This is a genomic window from Streptomyces sp. CC0208 (genome assembly GCF_003443735.1).
Classification (GTDB): Bacteria; Actinomycetota; Actinomycetes; order Streptomycetales; family Streptomycetaceae; genus Streptomyces; species Streptomyces sviceus.
Genome location: NZ_CP031969.1, coordinates 442,434 through 466,276 on the forward strand (window position 1 = coordinate 442,434; position 23,843 = coordinate 466,276).

At 70.8% G+C, this 23,843-nt stretch carries 18 protein-coding genes and 2 pseudogenes; 2 read left to right on the forward strand and 18 right to left on the reverse strand.

Features of this window, described 5'->3' with window-relative positions:
* Positions 1-7: 7 nt before the first annotated feature.
* From D1369_RS44480 to D1369_RS02125, 5 genes and pseudogenes are all read right to left on the reverse strand, one after another.
* Positions 8-199 carry an FG-GAP repeat protein gene (locus D1369_RS44480; RefSeq protein WP_272920895.1) on the reverse strand — a complete coding sequence of 64 codons (192 nt, stop codon included), beginning with the start codon at positions 197-199 and terminating at the stop codon, positions 8-10.
* 16 nt (positions 200-215) lie between these two features.
* Positions 216-449: pseudogene (locus D1369_RS02110) on the reverse strand (VOC family protein); the annotation flags it as partial.
* 131 nt (positions 450-580) lie between these two features.
* Entirely contained in the window at positions 581-1,831 is a 1,251-nt protein-coding gene (locus D1369_RS02115; RefSeq protein WP_276147277.1) for a 4-hydroxybenzoate 3-monooxygenase, read from the reverse strand.
* A gap of 104 nt (positions 1,832-1,935) precedes the next feature.
* On the reverse strand, positions 1,936-3,834 hold the full coding sequence (locus D1369_RS02120) for a glycoside hydrolase family 97 protein (protein WP_037902449.1): 1,899 nt from the start codon (positions 3,832-3,834) through the stop codon (positions 1,936-1,938).
* A gap of 35 nt (positions 3,835-3,869) precedes the next feature.
* Positions 3,870-6,179, reverse strand: coding sequence for a hypothetical protein (locus D1369_RS02125; RefSeq protein WP_007386795.1), 2,310 nt, complete (start codon positions 6,177-6,179; stop codon positions 3,870-3,872).
* A gap of 269 nt (positions 6,180-6,448) precedes the next feature.
* On the opposite strand from D1369_RS02125, the pseudogene D1369_RS02130 reads away from it, so the two are divergent.
* Positions 6,449-6,658: pseudogene (locus D1369_RS02130) on the forward strand (DUF5707 domain-containing protein); the annotation flags it as partial.
* A gap of 31 nt (positions 6,659-6,689) precedes the next feature.
* On the opposite strand, the gene D1369_RS02135 reads toward D1369_RS02130, so the two are convergent.
* A complete protein-coding gene (locus tag D1369_RS02135; protein WP_007386793.1) occupies positions 6,690-7,412 on the reverse strand; it encodes a FadR/GntR family transcriptional regulator in 723 nt (240 codons plus the stop codon).
* 548 nt (positions 7,413-7,960) lie between these two features.
* Between D1369_RS02135 and D1369_RS02140 the strand changes: the two genes are divergently transcribed.
* Entirely contained in the window at positions 7,961-10,459 is a 2,499-nt protein-coding gene (locus D1369_RS02140) for a SpoIIE family protein phosphatase (RefSeq protein WP_050789813.1), read from the forward strand.
* Positions 10,460-10,548: 89 nt separating this feature from the next.
* Here the strand turns inward: D1369_RS02140 and D1369_RS02145 are convergent, their stop codons facing one another.
* The 12 genes from D1369_RS02145 to solA form a co-directional block, all read right to left on the reverse strand.
* On the reverse strand, positions 10,549-11,832 hold the full coding sequence (locus D1369_RS02145; RefSeq protein WP_007386791.1) for an FAD-binding oxidoreductase: 1,284 nt from the start codon (positions 11,830-11,832) through the stop codon (positions 10,549-10,551).
* A 51-nt stretch (positions 11,833-11,883) separates the two neighbouring features.
* Positions 11,884-12,549, reverse strand: coding sequence for a haloacid dehalogenase type II (locus D1369_RS02150; protein WP_037902448.1), 666 nt, complete (start codon positions 12,547-12,549; stop codon positions 11,884-11,886).
* A gap of 45 nt (positions 12,550-12,594) precedes the next feature.
* Positions 12,595-13,533: an aldo/keto reductase gene (locus tag D1369_RS02155; RefSeq protein ID WP_007386789.1), complete on the reverse strand. Its 939-nt coding sequence runs from the start codon at positions 13,531-13,533 to the stop codon at positions 12,595-12,597.
* Entirely contained in the window at positions 13,530-14,990 is a 1,461-nt protein-coding gene (locus D1369_RS02160) for an aldehyde dehydrogenase family protein (protein WP_007386788.1), read from the reverse strand. The genes D1369_RS02155 and D1369_RS02160 overlap by 4 nt, the downstream gene beginning before the upstream one ends.
* Entirely contained in the window at positions 14,987-15,940 is a 954-nt protein-coding gene (locus tag D1369_RS02165) for a succinylglutamate desuccinylase/aspartoacylase family protein (protein ID WP_037902447.1), read from the reverse strand. The genes D1369_RS02160 and D1369_RS02165 overlap by 4 nt, the downstream gene beginning before the upstream one ends.
* A 29-nt stretch (positions 15,941-15,969) precedes the next feature.
* A complete protein-coding gene (locus D1369_RS02170) occupies positions 15,970-17,361 on the reverse strand; it encodes an aminotransferase class III-fold pyridoxal phosphate-dependent enzyme (protein ID WP_007386786.1) in 1,392 nt (463 codons plus the stop codon).
* Positions 17,358-18,227 (reverse strand): ABC transporter permease, encoded by an 870-nt coding sequence (locus D1369_RS02175; protein WP_037902444.1) that lies wholly within the window; start codon positions 18,225-18,227, stop codon positions 17,358-17,360. The genes D1369_RS02170 and D1369_RS02175 overlap by 4 nt, the downstream gene beginning before the upstream one ends.
* Entirely contained in the window at positions 18,224-19,144 is a 921-nt protein-coding gene (locus D1369_RS02180) for an ABC transporter permease (protein ID WP_050789812.1), read from the reverse strand. Before D1369_RS02180 ends, D1369_RS02175 begins: the two co-directional genes overlap by 4 nt.
* Before the next feature lie 5 nt (positions 19,145-19,149).
* The gene (locus D1369_RS02185) at positions 19,150-20,289 is read right to left on the reverse strand and encodes an ABC transporter ATP-binding protein (protein ID WP_037902443.1); all 1,140 of its coding nucleotides are present in this window, start codon (positions 20,287-20,289) and stop codon (positions 19,150-19,152) included.
* Positions 20,282-21,388, reverse strand: coding sequence for an ABC transporter substrate-binding protein (locus D1369_RS02190; RefSeq protein WP_007386783.1), 1,107 nt, complete (start codon positions 21,386-21,388; stop codon positions 20,282-20,284). The genes D1369_RS02185 and D1369_RS02190 overlap by 8 nt, the downstream gene beginning before the upstream one ends.
* Before the next feature lie 93 nt (positions 21,389-21,481).
* Complete coding sequence (locus D1369_RS02195; protein ID WP_240436042.1) at positions 21,482-22,543, reverse strand: succinylglutamate desuccinylase/aspartoacylase family protein; 1,062 nt, start codon at positions 22,541-22,543, stop codon at positions 21,482-21,484.
* A gap of 2 nt (positions 22,544-22,545) precedes the next feature.
* Positions 22,546-23,685: an N-methyl-L-tryptophan oxidase gene (solA, locus tag D1369_RS02200; protein ID WP_007386781.1), complete on the reverse strand. Its 1,140-nt coding sequence runs from the start codon at positions 23,683-23,685 to the stop codon at positions 22,546-22,548.
* Positions 23,686-23,843 lie beyond the last annotated feature (158 nt).

Sequence of the window (23,843 nt, forward strand, 5' to 3'; positions counted from 1 at the left end):
GCCCCGCTCACTCGTCGATCACGGCGCCGAAGTGGGCGCCGTGGCCGCTGCCGCCGAGAGCCGCGGCGCCGTAGGAGCGGGACCCGTCGGCGAGCAGACCGTCGCCACTCGCAGGCAGCAGCCACACCGCGCCGTCACCGGCGTTCTCGTCGGGCGCCGCCGCCACCAGCTCGGCCCGGCCGTCGCCGTCGGTGTCCAGGTTCGGGCCCTCCGGTTCAGCGGACCGGCTCGCCGATGCCCAGCAGGTTGCCCTCGCTGTCGCGGAACCACGCCGCGCGCTCTCCCCGGGCGTGCTTGCTCGGGTAGTTGCCGTCGACGTCGGCGATGCCGTTCTTCGTGCGGAGGCCGGGGGCGTCGACCCCCTCGAAGACCACGCCGCGCTCCCGGAGTCGGGAGACGGCCGTCTCGATGTCGTCGACCTCCCATCCCATCTGGGTGAAGGTGCCGGGACAGGGGAGGAGCGTGGGCGGCGGCTCCGGCCCGGCGTGGCTCACGCACCGGTCCGCGGCCGGCGACGGTCCCGCTCTTTGTCAGCTCCCGCGCCGGTGGGCGAGCCTCCGGCGGAGGGCACCTGCGACGTTCAGTCGCCGTCTCCGGAGAGATTGCCGAGGACGTTGCGGGACACCGCGTCCCCGGTCGGGTCCAGTCCCGTCATGAGTTCGGCGAAGGCACGGGCCGCGGCCGGGGAGTTGAAGAGCCGGTCGAGGCGGGCGCGGGCCAGGTGGCGCAGGAAGGGTTCGCTGTCGGCCGCGTCGTGAAGGGTGCGGGTGAGCCAGTGGGAGAACTCCTGGTCGTTCCAGACGCGGCGCAGACAGCGTTCCGAGTAGGCGCGCAGGGCGGAGTCGTCGCCTCTGACGACGTCGCGTACGGCCCGGGCGAAGACGTCGGCGTCGTACAGGGCGAGGTTCATGCCCTTGCCGCCCATGGGTGACACGATGTGCGCCGCGTCGCCGACCAGGAAGAGACGGCCGTACTGCATGGGGTCGTGGACGAGGCTGCGGAGCCGGAAGATCTCGCGGTCGGTGATCGGGCCGGGGACCAGGGCGGGGTCGCCGAGCCGGGTGCGCAGGGCGGCCCAGACGCGGTCGTCGGGCCAGGCGCCGGGGTCGTCGTCGGGCGGGCACTGGAGGTAGTAGCGGCTCGCGTGCGGGCCGCGGGGGAAGTGGGCGGCGAAGCCCTCTCGGCCGGTGGCGAGGAGGGGGTGGGCCGGGGGCGGGGCGTCGGCAAGGACGGTGAGCCAGCCGATGCCGTGGTCGAAGGCGTACGCGGTCAGCTCGCCGTCCGGGACGGCCGTACGGCTGACGCCGCGATCGCCGTCGCAGCCGGCGACGAAGTCGCAGGTGATCGCGCGGAGCGTGCCGTCGGCGGTGCGGTAGCGGACGGTGGGGCGGTCGCCGGTCAGGTCGTGCAGGGAGACGTCGGCGGCCTCGAAGCGCAGGTCGCCGCCCTCCTCCAGGAACGTCGCGGTGAGTTTCTGCACGAGGATCTGCTGGGGGCACAAGCGGGCCGGTGGGCCGTCGGAGCCGTCGCTGTCGGACACCAGCCGGCTGTGGCCGTCCACCCGGAACTCCAGGATGCCGTCGTACGGGACACCGCCGAGGACCCGGTCCGACAGCCCCCAGGAGTCGAACATGCGCACCGCGCGCGTCTCGACGATGCCGGCCCGCTGGCGCCGCGCCACGTGGTCGCGGGAACGGCGTTCCAGGACGACGCAGTCGATGCCGCTGTGCCGCAGCAGCGTGGCGACGGTCATCCCGGCCGGGCCCGCGCCGATCACCACGACGGTCGTGGACTCGGGAGAGTCCGGCAACTCGCTTGCCTGTACGGCCACTTGGGTACCTCCGGCGCCAGCCTAGCGAGGCCCGGCGCGCTCCGGGCCGGATTCGATCAGCAGCGTTCTCGCTGATCGAATCCGGCTCCCGGAACGAGGTGCGCTCAGCGGTGGCAGGTGGTGATGCCCGGCCGCCAGGGGCAGGCGAGCCCGGCGAAGCCGCCGTTCGCCACGACGTCGACGGTGAGCGTGTCGCCGCCCCGCAGCACCCGCCGGTCCTGGACGAGACCGTCGGCCCCGTCCCGGATCGTCTCCACCAGCCAACGGCCCGGACCGAGGGACAGCGGTACCTCGGCCGTACGGGCGGCACCGGCGTAGATCCCGCCCAGGAACCAGCGCGCCCCGCTGCGGCGGGCCAGCACGGCCTCCTGGCCGGGTTCGCCCGCCAGGAGGCGGGTGTCGTCCCAGGCCGCGGGGATCTGGTCGAAGTAGGCCCGGGCGAGCGGCCTGGCCTCGTACGACTCCGGGGTGCCCGCCAGCATCTGCAGCCCCGACTCGTAGGCGACGGCGAGGCCGGCCTCGGCCGCGTCCGAGTTGGGCCGCAGGCCCACGCGCTGGAAGGCGCCCGGCGTGAAGTCCATGGAGCCGATGACGTTGCGGGTGAAGGGCAGCGTGGTGAGATGGGCTGCGGTGTTGGTGCGTTTCTCCTCGCCCGCGACGCCCTCCAGGGTCATGACCTGCGGCCAGGTGCGCTGAATGCCCTTGGGGATCGTGGAGCCGTGGAAGTCGACCATGAGGTGGTGGGCGGCCGTCTCCGCGAGGATGGTGTCGTACCACTGGAGCATGGGCTGCGCCTCGGAGTTCATGAAGTCGATCTTGACGCCCCGCACGCCCCACTTCTCCAGGGTCGGCAGCCACTGGGCCCGCTCGGCGGGGGTGTCGAGGTCGCGCTGGTGGATCCAGACGATGATGCCGACGCCCTTGGCGCGGGCGTACCGGACGAGTTCCGGCATCCAGCTGTCGCTCTGCCAGTCGGGGTCGGTGACGTCCCACTCCCCCGGCCGGTAGTACCAGCCCGCGTCAACTGCCTCGTAGGGCCAGTGGCGTTCGGCCGCGTAGTCGACGTACGCCTTCTGCGCGGCCAGACTCTGACCCGCCGCCCTGCCGCCCGCGAGCCACGTCCACAGGACGGTACCGGGACGGATCCAGGAGGTGTCGCGGACCCTGGACGCGGGGGCGAGGTCGTCGGTGAAGGTGGAGCGGGTGACGGTGGCGAGGTCGCCGGTGACCATGGCCCGCCAGGGAGTGGCGAGGGGTCCGTCGCTGTGCACCCGGTCGTCGGCGAGCTCGACGCGGTAGGTGCCGGTGCCCTGGGTGTGGGCGAGGCGGGCACCGGAGTAGGTGCCGGTGAGGCCGGACTCGGCGAGCAGGGTGTAACCGCCGTCGGTCGAGAACAGGGCTTGGTCGGAGTAGTCCCCGGTGGGTGCACTCGCGGCGGTGTACGGGGCGAACTGGCCCTCGTTGTCGACCCGGTAGGTGCCGAGCCAGGCCTTCGCGTCAGCGGGGAGGTTGAAGGCGGACGTCTCACCGAGAACGTCACCGGCTCCGGAGGGCAGGACGTAACGGTAGGCGATCCCGTCCACGGAGGCACGGACGACGAGGTCGAGACGGGCGCCCGCGGCGGTGGCGAAGGACAGGCGGGTCTCGTGCATACGGACCCGGCGGTCCAGCCGTTTGCCGGACTTGGTACGGTAACGCTCCTCCACCGTACGGTCTTTGCGGTGCAGGAAGCGTAAGTCCCGGGACAGGTCGGCCTGTTCGGTGACGACGCCGACGGGTGACGGTTCGATGACCGTACGGCCCTCCCGGGACACCGCGAGGCTCAGCGTGCCCGTGGTGTCGTCGAGGGTGATCTGTGCGCGCGGTGCGTGTGCTCCCCCGGACAGGGACCAGGACTGGTCGTGCCGGTCGTGCTGTTCTGCTTGTGCGGGTGCTGTGGTGAGGAGTGCGGCCGCCAGCGAGGCGCAGAGTGCGGTGACCGCCGTTCTGATCGGAACTGCCATCGAGATCCTCCGAGTTGTGTTGCCCTGGTCGGCCTTTACGGCAGTCCCCACGCCGGTCCCGGCTCGCTGACGGCGACGGGCGCGATGCTCAGGTCGGGACGGGAGCCGGTGTGGACGAGCACCTCGCGGCCGCGGGGCAGGTCGATGGCGAGGGTGCCGTCACCGAGGTCGTGGGTGCGGGCCGCTGTGCCGTCCTCCAGTACCGCGGTGAGGTGGCCGGTGAGTCCGTGCCGGAGCTTGAGGGGTTCGCCCGCCAGGCTCTTGACCCTGATGAAGCGGGTGACTCCCGCCTTGCGGACGGCGCTGACCAGGAAGGCGCCCTGGGTACGGAAGTTGTGCAGGGTGAGGTCCGCCCAGGCGGTCGGGACGCCCGGGAAGACGCGGATCACTCCGCCCCAGCTCTGGCAGAACATGTCGTGCAGGGACTGCGAGGCGGACAACGGGGTCTCGATGACCGGGCCGGCCTCGGTGTAGTGGGTGTTGGCCCGGCAGGGGTAGCGAGTGGTGGGGTCGAAGAACTTGCGGAGGTAGGAGATGGCGGTGTCGCCGTCGCCGGCCATGGCGTACATGGAGGCGGCACCGGTGTAGCTGTAACCGCGGTGAGCGCCGGCGAGCGCGTGCCAGTGGACGATCGACCTGGTGATGAGGTCGCGGTTGTCGGGCTGGTCCCAGTTGACGAGGTAGAGGGGATAGACCATCAGCAGGTGGGAGTAGTGGCGGTGGGACTGGGCGTAGGGCGTGTCGCCGCCGATCATGAAGCCGTTGTCGTCGACCGGGTACGGCGTGAGCTTGGCCAGCACCTCCTGCCAGCGCGGCTTCAACTCGTCGTCGACACCGAGGAGTTCCGCGGAGTCGAGGAGGGTCTGACAGCCCCAGCGGATCAGAGCGAGGTCGTAGTTGGTGTCCTGCGGCGGGACGACGGGGTATTCGGGCGAGAGGGTGCTGGGCAGGTGGAGCTTGCCGTCGCTGCCCGGGGTGAGGAAGTGCAGGTAGTAGTTGATGGCCCGGCGCAGCACCGGGTAGATCGTGTCGCGCAGCAGGGACTCGTCCATGGAGTGGCGGTAGGACAGCCACACGTTGTGCAGGGCCCAGGTGAGGTCGCCGGTCTCGGCTCCGGTGCCCGGCCGGCCGACGCCGCGGTTGGCGAACATGTCGGAGCTGCGGCCGATGCCCGAGCTGTCGGCGCGGTAGGCGGCCGGCACGTTGGCGATGAGCTGTTCCTGGTTCTGGCGCAGGGTGGTGGCCAGGGAGTCGAGCTCCGGGTGGTTGAAGCCGTGGATGAGCCAGTACTCCAGTTGGACGTTGAGGTTCCACCAGACCGCGGGCCAGGGTGTGGGCTCCAGCCAGGGTCCGCAGGTGGCCATGACGGGACCGCCGGCGCGGCTGGCGGAGGCGACCTTGTAGAGCTGGATCCAGTGGAAGCTCTGGAGGCGCTGGTCGGGGAACGACACGAAGCTCTTGCGGTAGAACGCGTGCCACCAGCGGGTGTGCCGTTGCCTGAGCGCGTTGTACGACTTCGCGCGGTGCAGGTTGCGCAGCGAGTCGGCCTCCGCGGCGGTGTCGGACGGGTGGCTGTGGCCGACGGCGAGGAGCAGGTCGTGGCCCGTGCGGCGGTGGGCGGTGGCGGTCTGGCCGCCGCCGGTGAGGGGCTGGAGGACCTGTTCGGTGCCGTCCGAGGCGGTACGGGTGGTCCAGGGCGGGTTGGCGGTGTAGTCGGAGGGCGGTGCCTCGCTGATCTTGCGGGGGCTGATGGCTTCTTCGGGGTGGAAGGTCCATGTCGCCCGCTCACCGCCATCGGCTGTGACGCGGACGGCGAGCACCTCGTCGTGGATGAGGGCGGCGAGGGTGAGGGTGCCCGCCGTGGTGGTGACGGTGCCGGTGAGTTCGGCGTTCCACAGGCTCAGCCGCCAGTCGACGGCGGTGATGGTGCCCACCGGTTCGAGGGTGAGGTGGCCGACGGGGAGGCGGCAGGTGCCCCAGCCGCTGCCGAACTCGGGGCGATGGTCCTGGACTCGGCCGTGCTGGACGGTGAAGCGGATCCGGTTGGCGCCGGGCTCCTGGTAGATCATGCTGCCGAGTTGGCCGTCGCCGAGGAACGGGCCCTCGTGCCAGACGGTGGGCAGCCTGGTCCACAGCAGGTCCTGCGCGCGCAGGAACCCTGCCCAGGCGCCGTCGGTGGTCATCGTGTCGCGCAGCTTCCAGGGGCGTCCGGTGGTCCCCCGCGAAAAAGTCGGCGCCTCGGCGTGCGCCGTACCGGGTAACGCGACCGCCGCGGCTCCGCCCAGCGCGGTGCCCAGGACGGCTCTGCGGGGCGGCTGCGGGTGTTTCTCCGGCTGTGAGGTCATCGTCGTCCTCCAGAGCGGTTCCGTGATACATCGGGTGTATCGGGGAACCTAGGAGGGGCTCGTACACCTGTCAATAACCTCAACAATCCACGGATGCACACTGGTTAAGCCGAAAAGGGGTCATTGCACCGAGATCCGCACGTCAATAGGCCCAGACCATCCCCCGCGACCCCTCCGATGTATGTTGCTGGCCGCATCAACAGGACGGCCAACAAAACGGCCTGAAGGGGGCGTTGACACCTTGTCTTGGCCGGTTCATCCGCGCCATGGGGCTGACCGCCAAGGACATGGCCGCCGTGGAGTCGGCCGTGTGCAAGCCCTCGGGCGGGGACACCGAGCGATGCACCTACAAGGTCACCGTCACCCGCGCCGATGCCGACGCCTCCCCGCGGGGTCCGTGGCACGTGGCCGTCCTGGCCACCGCCGAGGACGGCGACACGACGCTGGACACCAAGGCCGCCGACCTCACGGTGGGCTGAATCCGGACGGCGGCGGGTGAGCGTCCGCTCGTCACATGTGCGCCGTAGTGCCGACGGGAAGGGGTTCGCCTGAGCGCAGGTGCTCCCTCAGCCACTGCTCGGTGTTGCTCACATGCAGCAGGGCGGCGGCCTGGCTGAGGGTGGAGTCCCGGGTGGAGAGGGCCTTGAAGATCGCCTCGTGCTCGGCGAGGGTGCGGCCCGCGGCCTTGTCGTCGACCAGACCGCGCCAGATACGGGCGCGCAGGGTGCGGCCGGAGATCCCTTCCAGGAGGGTGAGGAGGGTCTCGTTGCCCGTGGCCGAGACGACAGCGCGGTGGAAGGCGGCGTCGTGGGCGTTCAGCTGTGCCACGTCGTCGCGGGCCTCGCGCATGGCGTCCAAGTGCCGCTTCACCTCGGCCAGTTGGTCGTCGGAGATCCGGGTGGCGGCCAGGGCCGTGGCCATCGGTTCGAGCAGCCGTCGTACTTCCATGAGGTCCTGCAGCGCGACCGAGTCCCCCTGCAGCAGTTCCACCGCACCGCCGAGCCCCTCCAGGAGCAGGCTCGGCTGCAGGCTGGTCACATAGGTGCCGTCGCCCCTGCGGACCTCCAGAACCCGGGCGACGGCGAGCGCCTTGACCGCCTCGCGGGCGAGGTTGCGGGACAGGCCCAGTTGGGCGGCCAGATCCGGCTCCGGCGGGAGCTTCGAGCCCGGAGGCAGCGCACCGGTCCTGATCAGCTCACGGATGTCCTCGATGGCCTTGTCCGTCAGAGACACCCCTCATCCCTCCCCCCACCGTGCGCCGCGGGCGCGTCAGGCCTGACCAGACCCCGAGTGCGGACAGCCCCCCGGAGGCCGAAGGATATGTGCCGATCATGGTGTTCCACGTTCCGTCCGACCTGTTCTGGGGTTCGCACGCCTAGGGCGACGTTGATGATACTGGGACGCGTCCGCGGCCTCGCAGGGTGGCGTGCACACGGCGCACGGAAGGACCGGGCCGTGATGCGGTGGGGTGACGACGTGGCGTGGCCTGCCTCCGGGACCGGGGTGCCGGGGTGCCGGGGTGCCGGGGTGCCGGTCAGCGACTCCGCGCCGCGGGCCGGCTTGACGGGCTCGCCCTCTTTACGGCGGCCCGAGTCGTCCGCCGACCGGCTCACCTCGTCCGTCGCCGGGGCGCCTACGGGCTGGTGACGAGGGGAGGCACCCGACGGTCCGGTCCGGGGCGCACCGGCCGAGACGCCGTCGAGCGGAAGCGGACCTAGGCTGGAATCAGCCGCTGGAAACCAGCCCTGAGGGACACGGCTGTCCGGACGGAGGCGTCGCGGATGGACATGGCCGACATGAAGGATGCCCCTACTGCCGCGCTCGTGGTGGGTCCGGACGGCCTGGTGAGCGGCTGGAGCGAGAGCGGGCGTCTGCTGCTGGGCTGGACGGCTGAGGACGCGGTCGGGCGCCCCCTGACCGACCTGCTGGCCGCTCCCCCACCGCCGGGCTTCTCCGACCGCTTCGACACCGGTCCCGATCACACGAGTCCCGTTTCCCTGCGTCACCGGGACGGTTCCACGGTGGACGCCATGATGACGGCTCACCCACTGGGCGGCACGGAGGGCCGGGCGCTTGGTCACGTGGTGACCGTCCAGCGCTGGGAACGTCGACCCGTGATCGCCGACCGGGCGTTCGAGCAGTGCCCCTTCGCCCTGGGCGTCTACGACCCCGAGCTGCGGTTCCTGTGGATCAACGCCTCCTCGGGCCGGGTCATCGCGCACTCCGAGGAGCAGGTGCTCGGCAGGAAGTACCGCGAGGTGTTTCCCGAATTCGACCGCTCGCTGTTTCCCGAAAGGGACGACAAGCCCTACACCGACGCGCTCGCAAAGGTGGCGAGGACAGGCGAGCCCACGCGTCTGATCACCGTCTTCCGCCCGCGCGGCAGTGACTACGCCAACGCCTGGGCCACCAGCATCTGGCCCGTACGGGATGCCGAGGGCAGGGTCCGCGCGGTCGCCAACTGGGGATTCGACATGAGCGCCGAGTACTGGGCTCGGCAACGTCTGCTCATCCTCAACCAGGCCAGCGGCGGCATCGGCCGGACACTCGACGTGGTCGGCACCGCCCACGAACTGGCCAGGACCTCGGTGCCGGGATTCACCGACCTCGTCACCGTGGATCTCTTCGACGAGGTGCTGCGCGGGGAGGAACCCCCCTCCCCGGCCACATTCGCTCCTGGCGACACCCTCACGCTCCGCCGTGCCGCCCGGCACAGTGCGCAGGAGGACACCGACCGGCATGCCGGGCCGGCGATGCCCGTCAGCCATGCTCGCGACTCCGTCGCCGCCCGCTGCCTGATCACCGGCCGGTCCACGGTCCAGCTCGCCGCCGAACCCAGCCAGGGCGGCGAATGGGCGTTCGGGCCCGGGCTCGCCGCCGACCCGGCCCACTGGCCGCCGGGGAACCCGTTGATCGACGGGTCCATCGCCGCGGACGGGCTGACCGGCCGGATCACCGTGCCCCTCCGGGCCCGCGGCGCGCTGCTCGGCGTCGTCACGTTCTCCCGCAGCGACCGGCCCGAGGCGTTCACCGCCGACGACCTGATCCTCGCCGAAGAGCTGACCGCCAAGGCGGCCATCGCCATCGACAACGCCCGCCGGTACTCACGCGAACGCGCGACGGCACTGACCCTGCAACGCAGCCTGCTGCCACAGCGACTGCCGAGCCAGGAGGCGCTCGAGGTGGCGTCCGGCTACCTGCCCACCGGGACCGACGCGGAGGTGGGCGGTGACTGGTTCGACGTCATTCCGCTCTCCGGCGCCCGGGTCGGCCTGGTCGTCGGCGATGTGGTCGGCCACGGGCTGCACGCCTCCGCCAGCATGGGCCGGCTGCGCACGGCAGTCCGCACGCTGGCCGACGTGGACCTGCCGCCGGACGAGCTGCTCACCCACCTGGACGACCTGGTCCTCCACCTTGCCAGCGACCTCCAGCCCGCCGGCCCCTTCCAGCCGACCGGTGAGTTCGGGGCCACCTGCCTGTACACCGTCTACGACCCGGTCTCGCGCCGCTTCACGCTGGCGAGCGCCGGGCATCCGCTGCCGCTGGTCATCGCCCCGGACGGCACCGCAACCCCGGTGCCCGCACAGCCGGGGCCGCCCCTCGGCGTCGGTGGGCTGCCTTTCGAGGCGACGGAGATCGAGGTGGCCGAGGGCAGCCTGCTCGCTCTCTACACCGACGGGCTGGTGGCAAGCCGCGAGCGCGAGGTCAACCAGGGGGTCACCGAACTGCTGCGGGTCCTGAACCGATCCGCCACCTCACTGGAGGACCTCTGCGACACGGTGATGGACGCCCTGCTCCCCGAACGCCGCACCGACGACGCCGCCCTGCTGCTCGCTCGCACCCACGCGCTGAATCCCGAACACGTCGCCGGCTGGGACGTCGAGCCCGACCCCGCGGAGGTGCCGCGCGCCAGGAAGTTCACCCTCGACCAACTGGACGCCTGGGGCCTGGAGGAGGCCTCGTTCGTCACCGAACTGGTGGTCAGCGAGCTGGTCACCAACGCCATCAGATACGGCGCGCCCCCGATCAAGCTGCGGCTGATCCGTGACACCTCCCTGATCTGCGAGGTCTCCGACGCCAGCAACACCGCCCCGCACCTACGGCGGGCGCGCGCCTTCGACGAGGGCGGCCGGGGCCTGCTCCTCGTCGCCCAGCTCACCCAGGGGTGGGGCACCCGGCACACCACCTACGGGAAAACGATCTGGTGCGCGCAGGCTCTCCCTGATCCCGATCCCGAGCCCACCCCCTGCGCGAGCGACAGCCCTACGACAACGCCGTGACCTCGACGTCTTCTCTCGGGAGACGTGTTGGGGGCCTTCCGCGCCGACGCGCGAGAGGCCCCCGTGGTGTCACCGGCGTCAGGGCCTGCTCAGAGCAGGCGGTCCTTCGCCTTGTAGTACGCGCCGCCGAACGGCAGGAACCAGGGGGTGCCGTTGTAGAAGGGGACGGGGACCTTGGGGAAACCGAACCCGCGCAGCGGGTTGGCGTCCGGCCTGCCGTCCATCATCTCGGCGACCGCCCGGCCCATGTAGGTGGCCATCTGGACGCCGTGGCCGCAGTACCCCATGGAGTAGTACAGGCCGTTGACCTCTCCCGCGTGCGGGATGCGGTCCCAGGAGAAGCCGACCATGCCGCCCCACACGTAGTCGATCCTCACCCCCGCCAGCTGCGGGAAGATCTCGGTCATCTCCCGCTTGAGGATGTCACCGCTCTTGATGTCGGAGGCCGGGTTGGAGGGGGCGAAGCGGGCCCGGCCGCCGAAGGCGAGGCGGTTGTCGGGAGTGAGGCGGACGTAGTGGCCGACGTTCTTGTGGGCGACCAGCAGGCGGCCGTTGGGGATGAGTTCCTTGGCGCGCGCCTCCCCCAGCGGTTCGGTGACGACGATGAAACTGCCGACGTTGATCAGCCGCTTGCGGAACCACGGCATCGCCTTGTCGGTGTAGGCGTCCGTGGCCGCCATGACCTGCTTGGCACGGATGGTGCCGTGCAGGGTCTCCACCAGGAAGCCTCCATCGGGCAGGCGGGTGAGGCCGGTGGCGGCGTTGCGCTCGTGGATGTCGGCGCCGGCACGCTCGGCGGCGGCTGCCAGGCCGCCGACGAACTTGCCCACGTGCAGGCCGGCGCTGAGCGGGTCGAGCAGGGCGCCGTGGTAGTAGTCCGTGCCGAGCTCGGCCCGCAGTTCGCTCTTGCTCAGCACGACCGTCTCGTGGCCGAAGTTCTCGGCCAGGTCGCGCTGCTTGGCGCGCAGGCCCTCGAAGTGCTGGGGCTTGCAGACCAGGCCGAGACGCCCGGCGCGGTGGAAGTCGCAGTCGATGTTCTCCTTCCGCGTGAGGTCCTCGACGACGTCGACGGCCTCGCGGAAGGCGTTGTACAGCTCGAGTGCGCGTTCCTGGCCGTAGCGCTTGCGCGCCTCGGCGGGGCTGATGGTGATGCCCTGGGTGCACATGCTGCCGTTGCGCCCGGAGGCCCCCGAGCCGACCTTGTCCTTCTCGACGAGGACGGTCCGGGCCCCCTTGCGGGCGGTGTGGTAGGCGGTGGACAGGCCGGTGAGGCCGCCGCCGATGACCACCACGTCCGCCTCGTCGGGCAGGTCCTTTCCGGAACGGTCGGGCAGGGCGGGGGCTGTGTCCAGCCAGTAGGGGATCTGCTTCATGGCGTGCGTCCTCTGTGTCTCTCGGTCCTGTTTCGCCGGTTCACCGCAGCGTCAGCAGCCGAGCAGCTTCGGCAGGCCCGACAGGTCGGGCAGCTCGTCGTAGGGCTGGTAGTCGGCGCTGCCGGGGCGGCCGTAGCGGTTGATCCACACCCGGCGCTTCAGGCCGAGGTCGCGGGTCGGGATGTGGTCGTACTCCCAGCCCTGGGCGGTGTGGATGACCTGGGACGGTTCCACGCCCATGGTCTTGAACGCGTGCTCGAAGGTCTGGCGGTCCGGCTTGTAGGCGCCGGCCTGCTGGGCGGTGATGACGTAGTCGAACTCGACGCCGATGTTCTCGACGTTGCGCGCGATCAGGTTGTCGTCGGTGTTGGAGATGATGGCGATCTCGTACCTGCTCTTCAGGGCCCGCAGGGCGTCCGGGACCTCCGGGAAGGGGCCGAAGGTGGGGACGGCCTCGACCAGGGCGTCGCCGTCGGACTCGCGGTACTCCAGGCCGTGCAGGCGCATGGCGTTGCGGAGGCTGGAGTGCAGGATCTCGTGGTACGGCCGGTAGGCCTCCAGGACGGCCTGGAAGCGCATGACGCGGAAGTCGTCGAGAAACTCGTCGACATCCAGGTTGTCCAGGTCCAGCCGGTCCTCGAGGACCTTCAGGGTCGTGGGGCCGAGCTCGAAGTTGATCAGGGTCGCATAGGCGTCGAAGGTGACGATCTCTCGCATGGTGTCCAGCCTCAGTCTCGCGGGTTTCCAGAGGGGGTGGGAGCTTCAGACGACGCGTTCGCCCGGGGCGACGATCGCGTCGAGCGCGGCCAGGTCGGCCGGGCTCGGTGTACGGTCGGCCGCCGTCGCGTTGGCGGTGACCTGATCGGGGGTCATGGCGCCGCAGATGACGGAGCCGACGGCGGGCAGGGCCGCCAGTGCGCCGACCGCGACCTGGAGGAGGGTCAGGCCGCGTTCGGCGCCGTACTCGGTGAGGGCCTCGACCCGGTCGAGGGCCGCGTCGGTGAGCCAGCCCTGCCGCCACGACAGACGGCTGCCGGGCGGGGGTTGCTCACCACGCCGGTACTTGCCGCTGAGCAGGCCGTTGGCCAGCGGGTAGTACGGCAGCAGGCCGATGCCGTGGCGCAGACAGGCGGGGATCAGGTCCTGCTCCACGCCGCGGTCGAGCAGGTGGTAGCGGGCCTGGGTGGAGACGAAGGCGTCCGTGAGGTGCTCGGCCGGGAGGTTGGAGCAGCCGATGTACCTGATCTTGCCTTCGTCCACCAGCTCCAGCAGGGCGGCGACCGTCTCCTCCAGCGGCGTGACGCCGTCCGGCTCGTGGTACTGGTACAGGTCGATCCGGTCGGTGCCGAGCCGGCTCAGCGATGCCTCTACGGCGTGGCGGATGTAACCACGGGCCCCCCGCGGACCGTACAGGTCGGCGTCCCGGCCCATCTCCATGCCGAACTTGGTGGCCAGCACCACGTGGTCGCGGTGGCCCTTGAGGGCGGCGCCCAGGAGCCGTTCGCCGTCGCCGCGGGAGCCGCCCCGCTCGCCGGAACCGCCGTACATGTCGGCCGTGTCGAACAGGGTGATCCCCGCGTCGAGGGCGGCGTGGACGACGGCCTTCGTGCCCTCCTCGTCGAGGCGGGCGCCGAAGTTGTTGCCGCCCAGGCCGACGACCGAGACGGCCGGGCCGCGCTCACCGAGCGTGCGGTATCTCATGGCCGGTCTCCGAATCCGATGCAGACGTTCTTCGTCTGCAGGTAGCCGGCCAGGCCTTCGAGGCCCTTCTCCCGCCCCCAGCCGCTGTGCTTGTAGCCGCCGAAGGGCAGCTCGACGCCGGTGCCGACGCCGGTGGCGTTGACGTAGACCTGGCCGGCCCGGATGCCCTCGGCCATGCGCAGCGCCTTGTCGATGTCGCGGGTCCACACGTACGAGGCGAGGCCGTACGGGCTGTCGTTGGCGATCTGCAGTGCCTCGTCCGCGTCGTCGAACTCGATGACCGTGACGACGGGACCGAAGATCTCCTCTCGGGCACAACGGGCCTCGTTGTCCAGCCCGGTCAGCACGGTCGGCTCCACGTAGTAGCCGTCGGCCAGCCCGGGGTCCGAGGGGGCGCCTCCCCCTGCCCGGGCCACGGCGCCCTCCTGCCGGGCCAGTTCGAGGTAGCCGAGGACCCGGTCCCGCTGCCGTGCGGCGACGAGCGGGCCGACGTCCGGATCGGTGAGACCCGGACCGAGGCGCAGAGACGCGACGTGCGCGACGAGCTTGTCCAGGAACTCCTCGGCTCCGCGCTGGAGCAGCAGCCGGGTGCCGGCCGAGCAGGTCTGCCCGGCGTTGCCGAACGCCGAGGCGGCGACGGCACCGAGCGCGAGGTCGAAGTCGGCGTCGGCAAAGACGACGACCGGCGACTTGCCGCCGAGTTCCGTGACGGAGGGCACCACGTTGGCGGCGGCGGCCTGGGCCACCTTGATGCCGGTGGGCACCGAGCCGGTGAAGGTGACCTGGTCGATGCCGGGATGGCCGGCCAGCGCCGCGCCGGTCTCGCCGTCGCCGGGGACGACGTTGAGGACGCCCGGCGGCAGGCCGCACTCCAGGGCGATCCGGCCGATCTCCAGCGGGGTGAGCGGCGCCTCGGGTGACGGCTTGAGCACCACCGTGCAGCCCGCGGCCAGCGCCGCGGCGGAGCCCCGCGCGGTGTTCTGCAGCGGGTAGTTGAACGGGATGATCTGGCCGGAGACGCCGATGGGCTCACGGACGGTGTAGTCGATCAGGCCGGGGCCGAGCGGGATCGTGGAACCGCCGAGCTTGTCGGCGACGCCCGCGTAGAACTCGAAGTAGCGGGCCGCCGCCTCGACGTCGGCCTTCGCCTGGCGAAGCGGCTTGCCGACGTCCTGGCTCTCCAGCCGCGCCAGTCGTTCTCCCTGGTAGCGGATGGCCCCGGCGATCCGGTGGAGGACGCGGCCACGGTCGGCGGCACGCATCCCGGCCCACTCGGGGCTGGTGAAGGCCACGCGGGCGGCAGCCACCGCCTGGTCCACGTCCGCCTTCCCCGCCAGGGCCACCTGCGCGAGGGCCGTGCCGTTCGACGGGTCGAGGACGGTGAAGGACCGGCCGTCGGCGGCGGGGACCTGCTTGCCGTCGATCAGCAGCTCGGTCAGCTGCGGTTCGCCGCTCATGGCCGGATCTCCCCGAGCACCTCGCCGAAGATGACGACCTCGTCGCCCGGCCGGACCGTGCGGATCCGGCGGACCCAGAGCACGATGCCGTCCTGCGGGGCGCTGACCTCTTCCAGCGTGTTGCCGTAGTGGTCGGTGATGGTGGCGATCAGGTCGCCTTCCTTGCAGGTCTCCCCCGGCTCGGCGCGGGCGACGAAGAAGCCGCCGGCGGCGGAGCGGGCGAAGGTGCCGGCGACGGTCGTGTAGGTGTCGCGCAGCTCCACCTCGCCGTCGGTCATGCCGAGGCTGCGCAGGATGTTGCGGATCGAGTTCATGTGATGCGCGACGTTGGTCTCGCGGTACGTGGCGCCACCGCACTCGATGGTGATGGCGGGCTTGCCGGCCGCGAGCACGGGGTGGCGGACCGTGCCGCCCCACTTGCCGCCCTTCCAGACCAGCTCGTGTCCGGCGGCGAGCGCCAGGTCCGTCGCCAGGTCCTCGTATCCGCCCTGGAGGATGACCAGCGGGGCGATCTCGCCGTAGGCGCCGCCGGTGTGCAGGTCGACGACAGCGTCGACGGCGGGGACGACCTGTTCGACGAAGGTGGCGGCCAGCCGTTGCGAGTACGAGCCCTCCGCGTCGCCCGGGAAGATGCGGTTGAGGTTGAGGTGGTCGATGCCGCTCGCGCGGGCTGCCGCCTCGAAGGCCGGGGTGTTCATGCAGGGGATGCCGACGACGGTGCCGCGCAGCGTGGCCGGGTCGATCTCGGCGAGGACGCGCCGGATGGCCTCCTGGCCGTCGTACTCGTCGCCGTGCACGCCGGCGTCCACACACAGGACGGGGCCGTCCTGGGCGCCGTTGACGACGATCAGCGGAATGCCGAGTTCCACGCCGTAGGTGCTGGTGCCGACCGGGATGAGTCCCTGGGCGCGCTCGCCGGGGGCGACGGTCAGCGAACCGATGGAGTACATGTCGTTCCTTTCAGTGCATGGGGCGTGGTTCAGAGGCGGGCGGAGGCCTCGGCGAGGGTGCCCGCGATGATCGCGGCGATACGGTCGAGGAGCGCGCGGTCGCTGACCAGCGGGGGCGCGATCTGGACCAGCGGCGCGGAGCGGTTGTAGACGCGGGCCAGCAGGCCGGCCTCGCGCAGTCGACGGGGGATCAGGTCGGTGACGAGTTCCGTGCGGGCCCTGTCGCTGAAGCCGCCGCCGTCGAGGTCGCCCACGAGTTCGCAGGCGTAGAAGAACCCCGCGCCGCGGACGTCGCCGACGATCGGCAGGTCGGTGAGGGCTGTCATGCCTCTGGCCAGGTCGTCCTGGAGGGTGCGGACGTTGTCCAGGATCCGGTCCCGCTCCATGATCTCCAGGTTGCGCAGGGCGATGGCCGCGCTCAGCGGGTGCCCTGCGAAGGTGTAGCCGTGGTTGAGGACCGCGCCGGGCCGGTTGATGACGTCGGTGACCTTGGTGCCGACCAGGGTTGCCCCGAGGGGGGCGTATCCCGACGTGATGCCCTTGGCGACGGTGACCATGTCCGGGCGGGCGCCGTAGCGGCCGCCGCCGAACCACTCCCCCACCCTGCCGAAACCCGTGATCACCTCGTCGGCGACCAGCAGGAAGCCGTAGCGGTCGGCCAGCACCCGCAGACCCTGCCAGTAGCCCTTCGGCGGGGTGATGCAGCCGCCCCGGTTCTGCACCGGCTCGGCGATGAGCAGGGCGACGGTCTCCGGGCCTTCGGCCAGGATCGCGGCCTCCAGCTCGGCGAGCAGCCATGCCGTGTACACCTCGTCGTCCGCGAACTCCGGGGCCAGGCCGAAGCGGTTGGTGTTCGACACGAACCGGGTGCCGATCGCCGGCGGCCCGTACGGTTCCGTCAGACCGGGATCGTCGGTGAACGACATGGCCCCGACGGTCAGACCGTGGTAGGCGCCGCGCCGGGAGATCGCCTTGACCCGGCCCGGTTCGCCGCGCAGGCAGTGGTAGCGGCGGGCGATCTTCCAGGCCGTCTCCACGGCTTCGGCGCCGCCGCCGCAGAAGAAGGTGTGCTCGATGTCGACGGGGGCGATCCGGGACAGCCGCTCGGCGAGCTCGATCGCCGTGGGGTGCGCGGAGCCGGTCCACAACGGGCTGTAGCAGAGCTCGCGCAGTTGCTTGTCCGCCGCCTCGGCGAACTCGGGGCCGTAGGAGTAGCCGAGTTGGCAGCAGTACAGGCCGGAGAGGCCGTCGATGTAGCGCCTGCCGTCCGCGTCGTCGACGTAGGGGCCCTCCCCTCGCCGGACGACGAGGAGGTTCTCTCCCTCGGGGCCGAGCGAACCGTTGGGGGTCATGTGGAGCAGCAGGTGTCTGGCCGCCGTGGCGGACAGTTCACCGGCCGGACTGCGGGTGCCGGTGGTCATGACGCGGTCTCACTTCCGGCGGCAAGGCCCACGGCGGGCTCGGTGGGCAGCAGGCCGGCCTGCTGGCCGGAGCCGCTCAGCCTGCGCACCACGGCGACCAGGGTGAGGGCCAGGACGGCCACCCCGATGAGGATCGCGCTGATGGCGGTCACGGACGGGTCGACGTCGTACTGAAGGACGTTGAACACCTGGACCGGCAGGGTCACGGTCTCCACGGAGGACAGGAACTGGGAGATGAAGAACTCGTCGAAGCTGGTGATGAAGGAGAAGATCGCGGCGGCGATCAGGCCGGGCATGGCCAGTGGGAAGGTGATGCGCCGCGCGACGGTCAGACGGCTCGCGCCCATGCTGGCGGCCGCGTCCTCCAGCCGTTCGTCGATGCCCTTCAGCGTGGCCATGAGGATCATCACCGCGATCGGCGAGGCCAGCACGGTGTGGCCGAGGGCGATGGCGACGGGACTGCCGAGCATCGCGGCCGGTTCGAAGAACAGGAACAGGCCGAGCGCGATGACGACCTGGGGGATCACCAGGGGGGCGAGGACCAGGCCGTAGACCGCCGTCCGTAGCGGCAGCTCGCTGCGGACCAGGGCCGTGGCCGCCGTCATGCCCAGGATGAGGGAGAAGACGGTGGTCAGGCAGGCGACGAGGACGCTGAGCGAGAGTGCGGCCGGCCACTTGCTGCCGTCGGCGAACAGCACCTTGTACCAGTTGAGCGTCCAGGAGCTGGGCGGGAAGGAACCGAAAGCGTCCTTGCCGAAGGAGGTGACGACGATGACGAGGATCGGCAGCACCAGGAACAGCAGGATCAGCGTGGACAGGACGGCCAGGGTGGTGCGTCCGGCCAGGGTGGAACGGAGTTCGGTCATGACGCCGTACCTCGATTCCGGTACCTCTCGACTGCGGACTGCAGCAGCTTGAGCAGCAGCAGTCCGGCGAAGGTGAGCAGCAGCAGGACGATGCCGAGCGCGGAGGCGCCGTTCCACTGGTCCTGCTTCATGACCTGTGTGTCGATCAGCGAGGCGACCATGGTCTGCTTCGGCCCGCCCATGAGGGCGGGGGTGATGTAGTAGCCGAGGCAGAGGATGAAGCAGAGGATGCCCGCGTTGACCAGGCCGGGAGCCACCAGCGGGACGTAGACCCGGCGGAAGATGGTGATCCGTCCCGCGCCCATGCTGGCCGCGGCGGCCATCAGCCGTCGGTCGATGCCCTTCATGACCGCGTACAGCAGCAGCACGGTGTACGGCAGCATCACGGAGGTGGTGCCGATGACGACTCCCAGCTCGTTGTAGAGCAACTGGAAGGGAGCACCCGGGAAGTGAAGACCGGTCAGGGCGTTGTTCACGACGCCGTGTTCGCCCAGCAGGATGATCCAGCCGTAGGTGCGTACCAGAGCGCTGATGAAGTGCGGGACGACCACAATGACCATCACCAGTCCCGCCCACAGGGGCTTGAGCCGGGACACCGCGGCGGCCAGGACGAAGCCGACGACCAGGGCGAGCAGGGAGGTCTCGGCGGAGATCCGCAGGGTGGTGAGGAGGATCTCCAGGTTGGCGCCCTGGAAGGCGTCGGTGTACCAGTGGAGGGTGAAGCCTCCGCTCTCGCCTTTGAGGCTGAGCATCAGGATGCTGAAGATCGGATAGATGAAGAGGACCAGCAGGTACACGACGACGGGCGCGGCGTTGAGCAGTCCGAAGCGGGTGCGCCGGTCGGACAGCGCGCGGCTCAGTCGCTTCTTGCCTGGCGCCGTTGCTGGGGAGACCGGTGCGGGAGCGAGCACGGCCATCGTCCTCACCCCTCGTTTTCCGCGTCGGGGAACACGCTGACGTCGGCGGGGTCCGCGGTCAGGCCGACGTTTTCGCCGAGTGCGGGGGCGCGGCCGGCGGGCAGTTCCAGGCGTACGAGGTCGGTGTCCGTGGCGCCGAGGGGGCGGACGGTGACCCGGACCAGGGTGCCGACGTAGGTGACCGTCTCGACGGTGCCGGTACAGAACCCGTCGCCGGCGGGACACAGCAGGAGCCGGCCGGGCTGGACCGCGGCCCGTACCCGTGCGCCGTCCGGAGCGGCCTGCGGGCGTGCCTTGATCAGACCGCCGGTGTCCAGCCGCACGAGCGTGTGCTCCGCACTCTGTTCCTCGACGTGGCCGGGGAGGAAGTTGGCGGCGCCGAGGAAGTCGGCGACGAAGGGGGTGCGGGGGCGCTCGAAGAGCTCCTGCGGGGTGTCGAACTGGTCGATCAGCCCGTCCCGCATGACCGCGATCCGGTCGGAGAGGACGAGGGCCTCCTCCTGGTCGTGGGTCACGTAGATGACGGTGAGGCCGAGTTCCTGCTGGATGCGCTTGATCTCGGTCTGGAGCTGGTCGCGCAGCTTCTTGTCGAGGGCGCCGAGCGGTTCGTCCATGAGGATGACCGGCGGGCGGTAGACCAGGGCCCGGCACAGGGCGACGCGCTGCTGCTGGCCGCCGGACAGCTCACGCGGCCGGCGGCGGGCCATCTTGGACAGCCCGGCCATCTCCAGGGTCTCGCCGACCCTGCGGCGCTGCTCCGCCTTGGACACGCCGCGCAGGTGCAGGGGGAAGGCCACGTTCTCCCACACCGTCATGTGCGGGAAGAGCAGATACTGCTGGAAGACGAAGCCCAGTCCGCGCTTCTGCGGGGCCAGCCGGGTCACGTCGTTGCCGCCGACGACGATGCTGCCGGAGTCGGGCTCGCAGAACCCGGCGATCATCATCAGGGTGGTGGTCTTGCCGGAGCCGGAGGACCCCAGGAAGGTGACGAACTCGCCCGCCGCGATCTCCATGGAGACCTCGTCGACGGCCGTCACTCCCGCGTACGTCTTGCGCAGTCGCCGCACGGACAGGGCTTTGCCGCTGCCGGCCAGCGCCGCGGGAGCGGCGAGCGACGGCTCGGGCATCACGTGGATGTCAGGCATGCGTCCACTCCTGCCAGCGCTTGGCCACCACGTCGTCGTTCTCGTCCCACCACTCGACATCCATGTCGAAGCCGGTCTTCAGGTGCTCCGGGGAACTGCCCAGGTTCGCGGCCGTGGTGGTGGAGAGCTTCTTGTAGGCGGCGGGCACCGACGGGGCCATCGGGTACAGCTCGGCGTAGGCCGCCTGTACGTCGGGGCGCAGCGCGAAGTCGATGAGCTGGTAGGCGGCGTCCAGATTGGCGGCGCCCTTGGCGATACCGAGGGCGTTGCTCTGCCGGCGAGCACCGTTCCACTGGTAGGCGAGCGGCGAGCCCTGCTTGATCAGGGCGTCGAGGCGGCCATGCCAGACGTCGGTGGCGACGACCTCCTTGCGGCCCAGCAGTACCCCGGGCAGGGCCCCGGTGTCCCAGAACTTCTTGACCGAACCCTTGATGTGGTCCAGGGACTTGAAGGCACGGTCCAGGTCCAGGGGGTACAGCTTGTCCAGGGGCACCCCGTCGGCGAGAAGGGCGAACTCCAGCACGGGCCGGTCCGCGTCCAGGCCCTGGAGGGCACGGGATCCGGGGAACGCGTCGGTGTCCCAGAAGTCGGCCCAGGAGGAAGGTTTCTTCCCGCCGAAGGCGTCGGTGCGGTACGCCATCACGCTGGCCCAGTAGTTCTTGCCCACGGCGTTGGAGGTGACCAGGGCCTTGGCGATGCCGGCGTTCTTGAAGTTCTTCAGCCGGTCGTAGTCCAGGCTCTCGGTCGCGCCCGCCTTCTTGAAGCGCAGGAAGTCGGACATGGAATCGTCGATGACGTCGAACTGCGGGCGGCCCTGCTGGATCTGGGCGAGCATCTGCGCGTACTGGATGTTCACCACCTCGATCCGGATGCCGGTCTCCTTGGTGAACGCGTCGTAGATCGCGGTCTTGTTGGCGTCGCCGTACGTGCCGCCGCTGTCGCGGACGACCAGCGTCTTGGAACTCTTGCCACTACTGCCGGCGACGGACCGACTGGTGCCGGTGCCGCAGCCGCTGAGGGCGGTCGCAGCGGCGACACCCGCTGTGGCCCCGCCTATTGCGCGCAGGAACAGTCTGCGGTCGATCCGGGCGTCTTTCATCGTGTGCCTCCTGGTGCTGCCAAGCTGGGAAGGGGAGTAGCCGGGGGACGTGAGGGAAGAGCTGCTGAGGTGGGGGGCCAGGGGGGCGGGGTTCTAGGGACGGGGGTCCGCCTCGTCGGATCCGACGCCCGTACCGGGAGTGCGGAGAGTGCCGGATCGCGTGACCGTGTCGGGGTCCCACGGGACGGCCAGGGCGGCCAGTTCGGCTCCGGGGGCGACGGTCAGACCGTGCATTGCGTAGAAGATCCGCCCGTCGGCCGGGGCGTGGACCAGATGTTCCCGGCCGTCGGCCGGGTCGACGATGCGGCCGAGCACGTCACCTTCCGCCACTTCGCCGATGACATCGCCGTCGAAGGAGAACTCCGGGTACCAGAGGCCGGTGGCCTCGGCCGTGACACCTGCGGACCAGACCCACTCGCGGATCGGCGCCGGGGCCGAGTCGTTCGGGTCCAGCACGCCGAGGTGGCGCAGTGCCCGGCAGAGTCCGTCGACGCGGCGGCGGGCCGTGGCCGCGTCGCGCTGCCCGAGTGAGCCCACCTCGACCAGGACCGCCGAGATGCCCCGGCGGGCGGCGGCCGCGTGGCTGTTGCCCCCGTCGGGCTTCAGTCCGAGGATGACGTCCTCGATGCCGAAGGACCCCGCCAGCGCGGCCGTCGCCTTGTCGAGGTCCGGGTCGCCGGTGAGGCGGTAGCCGACGAAGTCGCGCAGGACCTGGTCGATGCCGCCGCAGTGCAGGTCGACGTAGACGTCGGCGCCGTCGACGAGGTGGCTGAAGAGCCAGGCGGCCAGCCGCTCGGTGGGGCTGCCGTCGGGGTCGCCGGGGAAGACCCGGTTGATGTTCACGCCGTCGACCGGGGAAATGTTGAGCCGGCCCTGGTACACGGCGTTGGGGTTGGCGACCGGGCAGATGATCACCTGCCCGTGCACCTCGGCGGGTTCCAGCAGCGCGATGAGACGTGCGGCCGCGTCGATGGGCGTGAACTCGCCGCCGTGCACTCCGGCGGTGATCACGACGCGGGGGCCGGGACGGACGCCGTTGATCAGAGTCACCGGGATCTCGACGGTGAGCGTGCCGAGCTCGGCACGGACGGTGCCGCGGGTCTTGGTGCCCGGGTCGGCCTGCAGGGGACCGACGGACAGGGTGGTGTCGTTCATGGTCACGCCTCCGTACGGCCGACGGTGGAGATGAAGTCGATGGGCTGGGAGGAGGTGCCGTCCAGCGCCAGGTCGGCGGCGATGTCCCCGAAGGCGGGCGAGAGCTTGAAGCCGTGGCCGGAGAATCCGGCGAGCAGGATCACGTTCTCGGCGCCGGGCAGGGGGCCGACCAGAGGACGGCTGCTCTCGGTGTAGCCCTCCATGTAGACGGAGAGCCGGGTCGGGTCGGGGTGCAGGTCCGGCATGTGACGCCCGATCAGCTCGGAGAAGATGTCCAGCTCTTCCGGCCGCACCGTCCGGTCCAGCTGGTTCGGGTCGCCCGCGGGCTGGTGCAGGGCACGGGAGAGGCCGAGCTTGACGGAGATGCCGTCCGGGGACGGCAGGCCGTAGCAGTGGGTGGGCGCCGTACGGATGAACGCCGGGCGCTCCTCACCGAACCAGGCCTCGGGAGTGGTGGGCACGTACCAGGCGCTCACGAGGCGGCGGATGTCCACCTCCCACGGCAGGTCCGGGAGCAGGTCGTTCACCCACGGGCCGGGCGTGACGACTGCGGTGTCGAAGTGCTCGGTGCCCGCGTCGGTGCGGATCTCGACGCCGCCCGCGACGGGGACGATCTCGCGGACCGTGCTGTAGCGGTGGATCAGCGCGCCCAACCGCTCGGCGCGGCGGGCGGCGGTCTGGATGGTCAGCTCAGGGCGGATGAAACCGGCGCGGCGGTCGAGCACGGCCGCGTCGCCGTCCTCGATGCGGTACTGGGGGAATCGTTTCGCCAGAAGCTCCGCATCGAGCACCTCATGGTCGAGACCGTGCTCCGCGATCGATTCGAGGACCGTGGCCATCTGCTGGTGCCCGGTCGGCCCCATCAGCAGACATCCGGTCAGTCGGCGCAGCTCACGGCCGGTCTCCTGCTGAAGCCGCTCCCACAGGGCGTCCGCGTGCTTGAGCAGCGGCACATAGCGGGAGTCCTCGAAGTGCGCGCTGCGAAAGATCCGGGTCTCGCCGCCGGCGGCACTGCGATCGTGGCCCGGGGCGAAGCGGTCGTAGCCGACGACCTCGGCGCCACGGGCCGCCAGCCGCCAGGCGGCCTGGCTGCCCATCGTTCCGACGCCGACGACGGCGACGCGCTTCCTGGCAGCTGACACAGGACTGTCCTTTCGTATCGTCGGGGCGCATGCTGGGCGCCCGACGTAGGGCTGGTCGATTCGAGGCGGTTCGGGCGGGGGCCGGGCCCCGGTTCGGGCCTACGGCTCACAGCCGCCGGGTCTCGCGATGCCGGCCACTTTTTCGGGATCTCTCCGCC